General features: G+C 41.0%; 12 protein-coding genes. 2 read left to right on the forward strand and 10 right to left on the reverse strand.

Annotation, left to right across the window (positions count from 1 at the left end; genetic code table 11):
* Positions 1-30 precede the first annotated feature (30 nt).
* On the reverse strand, positions 31-900 hold the full coding sequence (locus BM386_RS21305) for a cation diffusion facilitator family transporter (protein ID WP_091697893.1): 870 nt from the start codon (positions 898-900) through the stop codon (positions 31-33).
* Positions 901-1,083: 183 nt separating this feature from the next.
* Here BM386_RS21305 and BM386_RS21310 point away from each other — a divergent pair, with 183 nt between their 5' ends.
* The gene (locus BM386_RS21310; protein ID WP_091697972.1) at positions 1,084-2,493 is read left to right on the forward strand and encodes a cellulase family glycosylhydrolase; all 1,410 of its coding nucleotides are present in this window, start codon (positions 1,084-1,086) and stop codon (positions 2,491-2,493) included.
* Between the two features lie 51 nt (positions 2,494-2,544).
* Here BM386_RS21310 and BM386_RS21315 read toward each other — a convergent pair whose 3' ends face one another.
* The 7 genes from BM386_RS21315 to BM386_RS21345 form a co-directional block, all read right to left on the reverse strand.
* Entirely contained in the window at positions 2,545-3,780 is a 1,236-nt protein-coding gene (locus BM386_RS21315) for a multidrug effflux MFS transporter (protein ID WP_342029154.1), read from the reverse strand.
* Between the two features lie 532 nt (positions 3,781-4,312).
* Complete coding sequence (locus BM386_RS21320; protein ID WP_091697897.1) at positions 4,313-5,446, reverse strand: DEAD/DEAH box helicase; 1,134 nt, start codon at positions 5,444-5,446, stop codon at positions 4,313-4,315.
* Between the two features lie 38 nt (positions 5,447-5,484).
* Positions 5,485-5,913: a cupin domain-containing protein gene (locus BM386_RS21325; protein WP_091697898.1), complete on the reverse strand. Its 429-nt coding sequence runs from the start codon at positions 5,911-5,913 to the stop codon at positions 5,485-5,487.
* A 267-nt stretch (positions 5,914-6,180) separates the two neighbouring features.
* A complete protein-coding gene (locus tag BM386_RS21330; RefSeq protein WP_091697900.1) occupies positions 6,181-6,714 on the reverse strand; it encodes a dihydrofolate reductase family protein in 534 nt (177 codons plus the stop codon).
* A gap of 54 nt (positions 6,715-6,768) precedes the next feature.
* Positions 6,769-7,488 (reverse strand): hypothetical protein, encoded by a 720-nt coding sequence (locus BM386_RS21335; protein WP_091697901.1) that lies wholly within the window; start codon positions 7,486-7,488, stop codon positions 6,769-6,771.
* 80 nt (positions 7,489-7,568) lie between these two features.
* Positions 7,569-9,248, reverse strand: coding sequence for a DUF2207 domain-containing protein (locus BM386_RS21340; protein ID WP_091697903.1), 1,680 nt, complete (start codon positions 9,246-9,248; stop codon positions 7,569-7,571).
* 55 nt (positions 9,249-9,303) lie between these two features.
* Positions 9,304-9,864, reverse strand: coding sequence for a LemA family protein (locus BM386_RS21345; protein ID WP_091697904.1), 561 nt, complete (start codon positions 9,862-9,864; stop codon positions 9,304-9,306).
* A 315-nt stretch (positions 9,865-10,179) separates the two neighbouring features.
* Here BM386_RS21345 and katG point away from each other — a divergent pair, with 315 nt between their 5' ends.
* Positions 10,180-12,444 (forward strand): catalase/peroxidase HPI, encoded by a 2,265-nt coding sequence (gene katG / locus BM386_RS21350; RefSeq protein ID WP_091697905.1) that lies wholly within the window; start codon positions 10,180-10,182, stop codon positions 12,442-12,444.
* A 151-nt stretch (positions 12,445-12,595) separates the two neighbouring features.
* Here katG and BM386_RS21355 read toward each other — a convergent pair whose 3' ends face one another.
* Positions 12,596-13,600, reverse strand: a complete 1,005-nt coding sequence (locus tag BM386_RS21355; RefSeq protein ID WP_091697907.1) for a glycosyltransferase — start codon at positions 13,598-13,600, stop codon at positions 12,596-12,598.
* Between the two features lie 152 nt (positions 13,601-13,752).
* Entirely contained in the window at positions 13,753-14,544 is a 792-nt protein-coding gene (locus BM386_RS21360) for a polysaccharide deacetylase family protein (protein WP_091697909.1), read from the reverse strand.
* Positions 14,545-14,564 lie beyond the last annotated feature (20 nt).

Raw genomic sequence — 14,564 nt, forward strand, 5'->3', positions numbered from 1 at the left:
GGCTGTTATTCAGTTCGGCTGAATTATTTGCTAGGAATAAGGCTCGATATGGATGAGCACATTACCCAATTCTGGGATGACTTTACAGAGTTTATCCTTCAGTTTATGCGAAATGTCATGGCCTTCTGTCACAGTTAATTCGCCAGAAACTAAGGCGTGTAAATCTACATGGTACTCCATTCCAGCTTTGCGGATAAAACATTTTTCTGTGCCTTTTACTCCTGGTACAGTTAAGGAAATTGCACGGATATGCTCTGTCAATTCATCGTAGTTATTCTCATCCATTACCTCTCCAAGCGCTGGACGGAAGATTTTATAGCAGTTGAAAAGTATAAAACCCACCGCAATGAGTGCTGCATAATCATCCGCTTCTTCGAATCCTTCTCCTCCGAAGATCGCAATCGTGATACCGATGAACGCTGCTACAGAAGTGATCGCATCGCTTCTATGATGCCAGGCTTCTGCTTTTAAGGAACTGCTTTTAAGTTTTTTACTCCTGCTCATGACCACCTGAAATGATACCTCCTTCCAAATGATAATTCCTGCCAATACAATCAGGGTGAAAGGTTTTGGGGATTCATGGGGAATCAAAATATGCTGGAAAGCCTGATAGGCGATCGTGCAGGCTGAAATAATTAGAAATACGACTACCAGAAAAGTGATCAATGGCTCAGCTTTACCATGACCATAAGGATGGTTTTCGTCTGCAGGTCTGGAGGAATATTTCAAGCCAAATAGCACAAGCACAGAAGCAAACACGTCAACAACCGACTCTATGCCATCCGCTATTAGCGCGTAGGAATTGCCGAAGATCCCTGCCAGAAATTTAATTGCCGCTAATGCAACGTTACCCAGCATGCTGAAAACGACTGTTCTTACTGCAAGATTTGAGTTGCTCATGGTATTGACTTGTTCATGACACGTAAAAGTAGGCAATATTCTTTTGCGCTTAGAATTGGTGGAAATAGGGTTTTCTTTAACCTAACCTATTTTTTGATAACAAATGACCCCCTTTTACCTAACAAATTATGCCCTTCCATCAAAGTAGGAATCAATACTTTTGAAAATATTAAACTAGACCCTATGAATAACCTTTTTAGATTGTCAGCATTCGTGCTACTTATTTCTTTGACTCTTTTCTCCTGTGGAGAAAAAGAAGAACCGTTCACTCTCCTAATTTCTTCCAATGAGCTCGAATTTGGATCTGCTGCAGAAACCTTGCAAGTTTCCGTGACGAGTAATCAATCTTGGGAGGTACAAAATGAAGCATCTTGGATTAGTGTGAATCCTAGCCAAGGAACTGGAAATGCGCAGATCTCCATACTTGCGGTAGATAATACGACGGGGGCAGTAAGAACTACCGTTTTAAATTTAAGATCAGGCACCGTCATTCAGCCGATTAGAATTAGACAAGAGGCTAGCGAAGAACAATTCCCAGATTACCACATCCCCGCCGACAATACGGATATGAGGGAGATCTCTAGCTTGGACTTGGCGGCAGAAATGGGGATCGGTTGGAATCTGGGGAATTCTCTGGAAGCAATAGGAGGAGAAACTGCCTGGGGTAACCCAAAAACAACCAAGGCTTTTATTGATGAGGTCAAAGCTGCTGGGTTTAATTCGGTTCGTATTCCAGTGGCTTGGAGCAAATTCAGTAATCCTGAAACCTATGAAATTGACGCTGCATGGATGGCTAGGGTGCAAGAGGTGGTCGATTATGTGATCGACAATGAGATGTATGCCTTGATGAATATTCACTGGGATGAAGGCTGGATGCAGCCGACTTTTGCGCAGCAGGATTATGTGAATGACAGACTCGAGAAAATGTGGGTTCAGATCGCGTTGAATTTCCGGGATTACGACGATCATTTACTTTTTGCCGGTACCAATGAAGTCATGGTGGACGGAGATTATGGTACACCGAAACCTGAATATTACCAGGTGCAAAATTCCTTTAACCAGACCTTTGTAGATGCTGTGCGCTCGACAGGAGGTAGAAATACGTACAGAAATCTAGTCGTGCAGACCTTCAATACCAACATAGATCATGGGGTGAATTTCTTCGAAATGCCAACGGACGAAACCGATGATCGTCTGATGGTAGAAGCGCATTTTTACGATCCTTATGAGTTTGCCTTGCGGGAGGATGAAATCATAACCCAATGGGGAGCCAATGCGACTGATCCTTCCAAAACCGCCAATTGGGGAGGGGAATCTCATGTGGATGCCCAGTTCCAAAAAATGAAGACTAAGTTTATTGATAAAGGAATTCCTGTCTTACTAGGAGAATATGGAGCTATCATGAAAAAAGCAGAGGAGAACCACAGATATTTAGTTGATTACCTAAGCTATGTGACCAAAAGCATGGTAAGCCATGGCTTGGTGCCATTCTATTGGGACAATGGCTATGCGGGGGACTATGGTTTTGCGCTATTTGATCGAAACGATGGAAGCCAATTGCATCCAGATTTGATTGAAGCAATTACCAAGTAGAATCAAAAAGCCTGAATTCATCGAGAAATCAGGCTTTTGTTTACTTAGAATTTAAGAGGCAAAAACTTCCTTGTTTCGCTCGCGGCTAATGGTTCCGGGAATAGACTGATCCATTTTCAATACCACGAAACCACCAAAAGCGCAGATTGCCATTCCGGTTATCATTGGAAACGCTGAACTCGCGTGGAATAAACTCACAATAGCTGTGACTATTCCCCCAATTGCCATTCTCATACTGCCTAGCATAGCAGATGCAGATCCAGCATTTTTGGAAAATGGAGCCATAGCAAGTGCTGTAGTATTTGGGCCATTTAAGCCATGTGCAGTTAGAAACACAAACATGAGTGCAATCAACGTAATGACATTGAACCAATTGAAATAAACCCCTGCTACTAAGATTAATCCAACTGTAACTTGATAGTGTAGGGAGAAATTAATGATCTGCTGACTGGTGAATTTGCGTAGCAAAATATGATTCAGCTGTGTGGATCCAATCATTGCAAAAGCTAGAATTGCGAAAAGCCATCCGAACTGATGTTCGCTAAAACCATATACATTCATGAATACATCTGCTGAACTGGCGATGTATGCAAAAGGCGCAGCTCCAGCTATTCCACCTGCAAGCATGTAAACCAAGAATTGTCGGTTTTGAAGCACTTTTGTATAAGCTTTCCAAACCTGTTTTGGCTTCAGCGAAACCTCCTTATCAGGAAGCGCACCCGCTGGAAGTACCACTACCGTTGCGATCCAAATGATAGCAGTAAGTGTGGCTAGGATGATAAATACCCAATGCCAATCATACGACGCAGTAACAAAGCCACCTAAAGTCGGAGCAATCATAGGGGAAACGGCGATTACCAATACCAATAATGACATGGCTTGTGCAATTTTCTTAACCGGAAAAATATCACGCACAATTGCTTGTGCAGATACCATTCCCGCACAGCCTCCAATTGCCTGAAGGAAACGCATGAAGATCAGATTCTCTACAGACTGGGACATCGCACAGCCAATGGATGCAAGGATGTAAATAGCAAGACCTGCGTACAATGGTTTTTTTCGCCCATATTTATCCAATAAGGGTCCGTAAAACAGCTGGCCAATAGCGATCCCGACCAGATATGCGGTGAGGGAAAGCTGAATATTGGAAATAGGTGTATTCAGATCCTTTGCCATCTCAGGAAAACCTGGAAGGTACATGTCGATGGAGAATGGGCTGATTGTACACAAAGCACCTAGTACCAGGACAATCTTAAAGTATTCTGTTTTGCTGTATTTCTTTTCCACCCTAAAAATAATTTAATCTTAAACTTCGGATTATCTGAGCTAAACAGGAGTGAGTGTTAATGAGTTCGTAAATATTAGCTTATTTTTTTACGAATTAATTAGCGTTGCTTAGAATGTGTTGAGGAATTAGTAATCGCTTGTTTTTCTTTTAGAAAAGTAAAAAGACAAAAGAGGATGGTTTTGGAATTGGCGAATAATACCAAAGAATAGATTTTGCGCATTTACTTTACAATTCCCGTAGATGTCCGCAGTAAAGGTCGCAGAATGATGCTGATTTTTTGAATTATTCTAGATGAAAACCAAGACAAGATTAGCGGAAATCTGCGATAGTTATCAGCGCTTATCCGCGGGAAGATCATTGCTTCAAACTTTTCAGTAAAAATCAACGGGAATCAAAGACTACGTGTTCACTATCAGTAAAGAAAGGAAATTGAATACATAATGAATCTTGGAAGAAACTTAAATTCAAATCAAGACAAGATCAGCGAAAATCCGCGATAGTTATCAGCGAAGATCTGCGGGAAATCATACTTTAAAAATCTATCTCATCAATACTCCTCAGCTGCACATGTTTTTTCATCTTCTTTTGGATGATTTTGAAGTGATGCAGCTCTTCTTCAGCAATCAGAGATATTGCTTCCCCAGTTGCTCCTGCACGTCCGGTTCTGCCGATTCTGTGCACATAATCTTTTGGAGATCTTGGTAATTCGTAATTGATCACTAGCGGCAAAAACTTGATATCAATTCCCCTTGCAGCCAAATCTGTCGCCACGAGTACTCTGGTTTTCCCAGTTTTGAAGCGATGCAGCGCTTCAGTTCTGGCACCTTGGCTTTTGTCCCCGTGAAATGCCAGCGCATCTACACCGTTTTTATTGAGTTTGGTGACGATATTATTCGCCGCACGGATAGAAGAAGCAAAGACCAAAATCTGAGACCAGTCACCTGAATTGATCAAATAGCGAAGGAATGGACCTTTTTGCTCCATAGGGACACGGTAGGCATATTGCTCGATAAGGTCTGGAGAAACGGTGTCCGGTTCCGCCGAAATACTTACTGGCTCGTGAAGTAGTTCTTTGGTCAATTCATCTACCGATTCTTCGCTTGTGGCCGAGAAAAGTATGTTCTGGCGCTTCTTGGGAAGTCTTTCCAGAATCTGATCTACTTCCTCCTTGAATCCCATGTTCAAGACTTTATCCGCTTCATCCACTACCAGAACTTCCACCTGATTGAGGTTGAGGGAGTTTTTTGAAAGTAAATCTAACAAGCGACCAGGAGTTGCGACTAGAATATCAGTCCCATAGATTTTCATCATCTGTGGATTGATGGAGACTCCACCGAATACAGCCAAGGCCTTAACTTTTCTACTCAGAAATCGGGCAAAATTCTCTGTTACCTCGGCGACTTGACTTGCTAATTCACGGGTAGGCACCAGTACTAAAATAGGAATCATTCTTCCTTTATTCTCAGCTTTTTGCTGTAGTCTTTGGAGGATTGGGAGGATATAAGAAGCTGTTTTTCCAGAACCTGTCGGAGCAATTCCAAACACGTCTTTTTGCTGAAGAATAGCAGGAATTGCCTGAACCTGGATTGGATACGGGCTATCATATTTTGCCTTTGCAATAGCTTCAAGGATTTGTTTGGAAAGTCCTAATTCTGAAAAGTTCATGTTTGCGTATTTTCGGCAAAGTTAAGCTTTGGAAATGACTATTGTACTTTTTCGGTGATCTTCATCCCTTTTGCGCCAGCATAGAAGACAATAATCTCAGCATCTTCATCTCCCATATTTCTCCCCAAATGTTTTTTATTCACCACTTCTACGATGGGATCTCCGGCTTTCATTGTGAGCTCATTTCCATCTTCATCGGTCACAAAAAGCTCTCCTTTCAGCAGCACACCTGCATTGATCACTGGATGAAAATGCAGTGGTAGTTCGGAATGAGCAGGGATGGTGATTTTCAAAATGGAAATCTCTGGCTTTGCTGTTGGATAATGCGGTAAAGAATCTCCATTCCAAGAAAGCCCGGATTGGATGAGCGTGACCGAAGTGGAAGCTTCTACTTCCAGTACCTCTTTTTTGAGCACATAAAATGAAAACAAGAGCAGGATAGCTAGGAGCAACGAGTTTTTTAACATAAGGGATAATTGTTGATTGCTATGAATATAGTGAGAATGAAAAAGACTAAGCTAAAGAATGGGAAGGAAGTGATCATCCCTCTGAAAAATCAGGTTGTGAATCAGCCGAATAGGTGTCAACTTGTTTGATTTTATGTGTTTAGGTTATACATGGTTGGTTGCATCCTTACTGTAGATGGGGGCTGGACAGCGAGGTGATCTAAAGAGATTCGTCTCTCGCCACGGCGCGAAGGCGCAAGGTTTTTAATCCTTACAATCTATTTTGTTCTACTTGACCCTGACGAAATGGTTTTGTACGACTTTGTCTAAAAAACGTGTTGAATTGATGCATTCAAAGACCAACCGCTTGGGTAGATCAGCGAACAAAGGAATGCCTGAGCCCAGTAAAACAGGAATGGTTGTAATGATCATTTCGTCGATTAGATCTTCTTTCAGGAAACTCTGAATGGTTTTTCCTCCATCGATGTATAGCTTTTGATAGCCCTTGCCATGAACTTCTGAAAGTGCTTCTTTGATGCTTCCTTTGACTAGAAATGCTTTGTCTTTTAGTTTCTCAGGAACCTCTGTCAAGGAATTGCTCCAGACAAACACAGGCTTTTTGTAAAACCATTCGCCCTCGAAACCAGCTACAACTTCAAAGGTGTTTCTTCCCATAAGTAGCGCATCAATACTAGCAGTAAAGGCATTGAATCCAGTATCGATGTGATCGATTTCAGGAAAAGTGGAAAGCCAGTCGAGTTCATCATTTTTTCCGGCAATAAAACCGTCCAAGCTTGTGGCTATAAATACAGAGTTTTTCATTTCTTTTGAGGTTTTTCGGGAGTTGGAGAGGGGTTGAGATTAACATCGAGTCAGTCACTTGAGTGACCTTTCTTTGATGATTTCAATACTTTTCAATGCATGGTTTCTAAACCATTCAATATCACAGGATTCAATGTATTTCTCAATTTCTTGTATGTATTCTTCTGGGTCTGATTCTCTAAAATTCAATACTATCTTACTATAAGTATTGCTCCAATACTTGTGTCTCATGGACATTGATTGAATGGTGTCTATTGGGTCTTCCAATTTTTCAGGGAAGCCATATTCATCAATTATTGACTGGATTAAGAGATTGTGTTTTTCATCCAAAAAAGACTCAGTTTCGGTGATGACATCACAATAGTCATTTAGAATATGAAGGTTAGATATTGCATCTGAAAGATGGTGGTTTGCGAGTGCTGATTCTGCCCATTTTTCAGCTTCATTATATTTTGATAGAAGTCTAGTTCCTCTGATCAATAAATTAAGTGCAAGGAAATATTTAGTACTACAATCTTCTGGTTGCAAACTCTCTACAACAATTTCGAAATGTTTAATCGATTCCACATACTGCTCAGCTATCCAGTAGCAGAAAGCTATTTGATTGTGCTGATGAATTTTCAGAACGTCCTCATCATAAGTTCCGCGAACTTTCTCTATGTATTCATTTACTAGTTTGATTTTAGCTTCAATTTCAGAGTCCGGTATGTCCTGGTAGATTTTCAGGATAATTTCCGGAGGAAAAAAATCTTTTTGGAGTTGTTCTCTATTCATTATGATTTTTTTTTACGGATCAATTCCAACAGCAAGTTTCCAAAGGGGGGGGGGGGCTTTATTTTCAGGTAAATGCTTGTTTACCAGCTTCCTCCTCCGCCTCCACCAAATCCGCCTCCAGATGAACCACCTCCGCCACTTCCAGAACTGGAAGGAGAACTCACCATTGTGGATTGGGTGGATTTAATGGAGTTGTTGAAGGATTTGGAAAAGTGGTTCATGGACATCATTCTGCCTGTGGAGGAATAATACCAGGTAGGAGGTTCCAAATTCAAAGCATCAAATTTCTTCGCCCATTTGTCAAACATCCCAAAAGCTAAGGCATAGCTCATGGTGGACTCAAAATAGGTAGGATCTTCTTTCAGGAGCATTTTCAATTTGTTCTCCTCAGCTACTTTGATGAACTGTTTGAAGCCCTTTAGTTCGGAAAGAATCATCGTCCCTTCTTTGTTTTTCTTGATCAAAAACTGGCTCATGATCAATAAGAATAGGAGAGAAACACCAGCGGCGATAGCGGCTAATGTTCCCCAGAAATAAAGAAAAGTGGGTACTAGGATGAACATGGAAAGGATCAGTCCTACGATGGTAAAGTTTTTTATTCTACGCGATTTATTCACATAATAGATCTGTGCAGCATCCTTTAGGCTACTGCTTGCGGTACTCATGGTCGTGTAGAATTTGTCTTTAAGACTGCTAACAAGCACCTCCGATTTTGAAGCGAAGAGTCCATTGAAAACCTGACGTTGGTAGGAGGGCACATTTGCTTCCAGATCTTTCAATTTGGTGAGTTTGGTATCGTCTTTAGCAAACCAGCCTTTTTCATCAATTTCTTCTATCGTCAAATATCCCTGAGATGCCCAGAAGGGAATTAGCGAAATCAAATCCGCAGTATCACCAGTGTCGTCTATCAGATAGCCCACCATAGCCGGATCCATCTCTTTCGGAGGGTAGTAACTGGTAGTTGTACTAGCATGATCGTCTTTGCCATGCTTTTTCCAGATGGCATGAAATCCTAAATAAACGAAGGTCAAAATTACAATCCATCCGTATTCTGTCCAGAAAGGCCAAAAGGGCTTTATTTCCTTGATGCTTCCCAAGGGTAATTTCAACAACACTGTGACTGCTTCTCCACCTGAGGAAACCAGGCCATCTTTGCTTTGGCCTGAAAATACTCCATTAGCAAAATTGGTTTCGAAGTCTTGACTAGGAGTATTGTTTCCCATTTGCCCAGCATAGACAAAGTATTGATCTGAACTTAGCTCAATGCCTTCTGGCAAATGAACCTTGAAATCAATTTTATTAAATGGAGCCTCCCAATCGCTTGGCTTGATGTTCCAATAAAATTGGATCGCTTCACTTTCATGGAGGAAAGCATTCTCGACTCTGTAGTTGATTTCGTACTGTTGGGGACCTTCCAGGTAAATAGCTGCATCACCGATTTTGATGCGGAGGTTGTCCGACATTTTTTGCCCAAATGCAGATGGTGCTTCAAACTTATAGCCTGGAACTTCTATATCGCTGATTTTGATTTTGCGTTTTTCCTGCTCGTTATTCTCATTTAGAAAATCATAAGAGGTTTGAATATCTCGAAAGATTCCACGCTTTTGAATTTCAAAATTGATGTTGTATTTCTCGACCACATCAAAGTACCCTTCCTCATGGATGGTAATGTCCACAGCATAGGAGGTGACAGTAAAATCTTGAGCAAAGACCTGTAGCTGTGCGAAAAATGCGAGAATTAGAAAGATAATTTTTTTCATGGTGTGGTTTACATTGCTGTAAATCTCAACGGATATTGGGGTGAGTTTAGAAAAATCAGGAAAAACTCACTTTTACATTTTCACGACTTTCTGGCTCAGCCTCGAAATAGTCAAAATGCTGGTAATTGAACATTCCAGCAACAAGTACTGCAGGGAAGCTTTCTCCATAGGTATTATTCTCACGAACAGTTCCGTTGTAATATCGTCTAGCCCGCTCCAGATTTTCTTCGATCTCATTCAGTTTATCCTGAAGTTGCAGGAAGTTGGTATTTGCTTTCAAATCTGGATAAGCTTCGCTCAAAGCAAAGATGCTTCTCAGCGTTTTTTGAAGCTGATTTTCTGCCTGAATCTGCTTGTTGATGTCATCAGAAGGAACCGCCATAGCTGCATTTCTAGCTTGAATTACCGCTTCCAGCGTTTCTTTTTCATGGCTTGCATAACCTTTCACAGTTTCGACCAGATTGGGAATCAAATCATATCGCCGTTTTAGCGCAACATCTATATTGCTCCAGGCATCTTTTACCATGTTTTTGTTCTTGACAAAGCGATTATAAATGCCAACTAGAATGACTCCTATAAACAAGACGATTCCAAGAATAATGAGCATTGTTACCATGATGATGTGAATTTAAGGTTGAAGGCGATAAAACTACGATGTAGAAGTTCTATGATTTAACATTTTCAAAATACCACCTTTTAGCGAAAACTCAAGAAATTATCCAAATTGAACTGAGGTAACTTCTCCGCTGAGTGGTAGCATGTTTCAAGATTAATTAATAATTTGAAAAGGCAGTTCGAGTTGGAAAAGTGAGGTCAATTTTCATCTGAAATTCATAAGAGTCATAGTTTTTATCAATTGAAAATTTTATTACATAAAGAAAGCTTTAACTACCTTAGCTTTTATTAAAAATTAAACACAAACCCTATTTATATGGATAACAAAGAAAACGGACACAAGCATACAGATTCTGTATGGGATGTCAATGAAAGCGATGCCAAATGCCCTTTTACGAGTGGAGCTATTAGCCAGTCTGCTGGTGGAGGAACTAAGAACCGCGACTGGTGGCCAAATCAATTAAACCTTAATATTCTTCGCCAGCATTCATCGAAGTCCAATCCTCTAGGCCCGGATTTCAACTATGCTGAAGAGTTTAAGAAATTGGATCTCGCTGCAGTGAAACAGGATTTGGCTGATTTGATGACGGATTCTCAGGATTGGTGGCCGGCTGATTTTGGTCATTACGGCCCATTTTTTATCAGAATGGCATGGCACAGTGCGGGAACTTACAGGATCGCAGATGGTAGAGGCGGAGGAGGATCAGGTTCTCAGCGTTTTGCACCGTTAAATAGCTGGCCTGATAATGCTAACTTGGACAAAGCGCGTTATTTGCTTTGGCCGATCAAGCAGAAATATGGAAACAAACTTTCTTGGGCAGATTTATTGATCTTGGCAGGAAATGTCTCTTTAGAAACCATGGGTCTGAAGACTTTCGGCTTTGCTGGAGGTAGAGAAGACGTTTGGGAGCCGGAAGAAGATATTTACTGGGGATCTGAAGGCGAATGGCTAGGAGATCAGGAGCGCTATGCAGGAAGTAGCAATGGAGAGCGTAACCTTGAAAATCCGCTTGGGGCTTCGCACATGGGGTTGATATATGTGAATCCAGAGGGACCAAAAGGTCAGCCAGATCCAATAGGAGCTGCACATGATATACGCGAGACTTTTGGCCGTATGGCGATGAATGATGAGGAAACTGTTGCTTTGATCGCGGGTGGACACACTTTTGGTAAAACGCACGGTGCTGCAGACGCGGGAGAATACGTAGGCCATGAGCCAGAAGGAGCAAGTATTGAGGAGATGGGCTTGGGTTGGAAAAATTCCTTTGGGAAAGGCCACTCAGAAGATACCATCACTTCCGGAATCGAGGTAACATGGACCACGACACCTACGCAGTGGAGTAATAATTTCTTTGAAAACCTATTCGGTTTCGATTGGGAATTGACCAAAAGCCCAGGTGGGGCATATCAGTGGAAACCAAAAGGAGATGCGGGTGCAGGTACAGTTCCAGATGCTCACGATCCATCCAAGCGCCATGCGCCGAATATGTTGACCACTGATTTGGCTTTGAAAGAAGATCCAGAATATGCGAAAATTTCCAGACGCTTCTTCGAAAATCCGGATGAGTTCGCAGATGCGTTCTCAAGAGCTTGGTTCAAACTGACTCATAGGGATATGGGGCCTATCCAGCGTTACTTAGGGCCAGAAGTTCCTACAGAAGAACTGATCTGGCAAGATCCTATTCCTGCAGTAAATCATGAATTGGTGAATGAGCAGGATGTAGCTTCGCTTAAAGCTAAGGTTCTGGATTCTGGTCTTTCTGTTTCTGAATTAGTTACTACTGCCTGGGCTTCTGCATCTACTTTCCGTGGATCAGATATGCGTGGTGGTGCCAATGGAGCAAGGATTCGTCTTTCTCCGCAGAAATTCTGGGAAGTGAACAATCCAGCTCAGCTTGGAAAAGTACTCGATAAGTTGGAAGCTATCCAGAAGGAATTTAACGCTTCCCAAACTGGTGGAAAACAGATTTCTTTGGCAGATTTGATCGTCTTGGCCGGTTGTGCAGGTGTAGAGCAAGCAGCTAAAAATGCAGGTCATGAGGTGAAGGTTCCATTCACTCCAGGTCGAGCAGATGCCTCACAAGCACAAACGGACGTATCCTCTTTTGCGGCAATGGAGCCAGCAGCTGATGGATTCAGAAACTATTTCCGTCCTACGCACAAGGCTTCCGCAGAGGAAATGCTGATCGATAGAGCACAGTTACTGAAGTTGACTCCACCGGAAATGACCGTTTTGGTAGGTGGACTGAGAGTTCTTGGTACCAACTATGACAACTCTAAACATGGCGTATTCACCAGCACTCCAGGTGCATTGACCAATGATTTCTTCAAGAATATCCTGGATATGCGCATCACTTGGAAAGCGGCAGACTCCGGTCAGCACGCATTCCTTGGATCAGATAGAAAAACCGGTCAGGTCAAATGGACAGGTACAAGAGCGGACTTGATCTTTGGATCCAATTCTGAGTTAAGAGCATTGTCAGAATTTTATGCCAGCGCTGATTCCAATGAGAAGTTCCTCAAGGATTTTGTGGCTGCTTGGGACAAAGTAATGATGCTTGATCGTTACGATTTGGCTTAATTAGAAGCAATAAATCAAGTAGAAGATGAAAAGGTGATCTTGAAACGGATCACCTTTCTTTGTGTATTTTTAATTTAGACATGGAGTAACAAATAATTTTTTGAAGAAAATTTAATCTTGCCTATTCCATTCGTGGAGATTTACCAAAGGACTACGTAGAGACTGGTTCTGAAAATGTGGCTTTAGTAATCCTTTCTATCACTTTTTTCGGGGATAATTCCTCTTCATAGTATTTGCGTGCATTATTTTTTAGCTCTGTCAATAGTTCAGGGTTTACAATGATGTTTTTAATCTTCTCTTGAATATCGTCTTGAGATCCGTCTGTGAAGAGTAGGTGTTTTCTATCCTGCAATGCCTTAGGCAGCTTCCGAGATAGGGGGGTAGAGATGATCGCTTTACCAAAACACAAGAATTCTCCCAATTTCCAACCATGGCAATCCAACACTGCTGGTGTGTTGAATGCAATAGAGGATTTCTTCATATTCCCTAGATATTCTGTTATACTATAACGAGTTGTGACAGTGATTTCATCATACCCAGGAACGTCCTTTCTTGGTCTTGGAGCAAAACCACCATCAAATTCAATATCCGGATTCTCAATGCAGGCTTTAATGAAATTGGCTCTGAAATCATTTGTTTTCTTTTCTTTCTTCCAAAGAGATGACGCAAAAAACACATAGTTGTTAACATTTTTGTTGGGATAATATTCATCTATGCTCATTCTATTTAATTGTGCTTTGTAATCTGAGAAAAACCGTCTCTTGTTTGGGATTCTAGAACTTGCCTTCAGGTAATTACTAATTGCCATATATCCTGTTTTAAAAAAAGAATAAATGTGGATGCCAAAGCTCGGGCCTATAGCTATGATCTTTTCAGGGCTTGGATAGGCAATATCACTTTTATTGATCTTGGCATAGGTGTCTGCCCAATTCAAAGCAATAATATCTACTTCTTCCGAATCAGCAAAATCTATAATGATTTTTCTCTCAGCATCTTTGCTTTTTAAGACTAAGGCGAAGAAATGATTGTTGTGCTTAAAGTCTCGAAAATAGTTATTCGAAAACTTAATGTTCTTTTTTCCAAAAAGCTCTTCTATACCCTTGATATAATAGGAAGAATATAAGATGTCACTTGACGGATCTATGTAAACCTTCATTCGTAAAAGTTCATTTATTTATTCAACTAGATGGTTTTCATTAAGATGAATAGGGGTTCACTTTAATTAATTGATTGATTAGTCAATAATAGCAATAATAATGATGTTATCATGGTTGTTTTAAAAATCTAAAAATGTGCCTTTTAATCTTTTTAGTTTTTCGATCTCTTGTTGAAATCCGCTTTGATGATTTTTTTTGCAGCTTTAGAAGCTACATATTTCTCCAACTCTTTCATGGAAATTACTGTAAATCCACCTTTTTTGAGAAGTTCTAAATATTCTTCGAAAAGCTCCGGAGGCGTATTCACCCAGGGGTGTTCGATGTCAGGTACACCATGAATGGTCAAGATGACAATCTTTCCATTTTTAGCTTGCTCAAAAGCTTTCATGATCTCCACTTTGTTCTTTTCATCAGTCGCCCAACTAGGTATCAAATAGGGATGATCACTCAATGGATCATAAGCTCTGCTTCCTCCGGCTCTAGCGAATACATAATCTTTTTGCTCCAAAAATTCCAAGGCTTTTGCATTCAAGCCATATCCTGGATAGGCAAAGTTTGTAGGGGATGAAATGCCAAGAGAATCACATTTGGCTTCTATGTAACTGAGCTCAGCGTTGAATTCTGCCTGGGAAAGTTTGCTGACATTGGCGTGAGTATGTGTATGATTTGCGATTTCAAATCCCATTTGATTTAATTCCTGAATTTGACGCCAATTCATATACAAAGCACTATCGGCATAATTGGGCTGGAACTCGCAGACAAAGAATGTAGCGCCAAATCCATACTTCTTCAATAAGGGCGCAACTACAGAATACTGACTTGCCGGAGCATCATCAAAGGTGAGAACAACCAGTTTATCAGGAATAGGTTTTTTTAGGATTTGGGCTTGTGAAAAAAAGGTGAAAGAAAGGGTAAGGAGTAGAAGTAAGAGTGTCTTTTTCATAAGGTTATTCCATTTCTATT

Origin of the sequence: Algoriphagus locisalis (assembly GCF_900116615.1) — a bacterium.
Taxonomy (GTDB): domain Bacteria; phylum Bacteroidota; class Bacteroidia; order Cytophagales; family Cyclobacteriaceae; genus Algoriphagus; species Algoriphagus locisalis.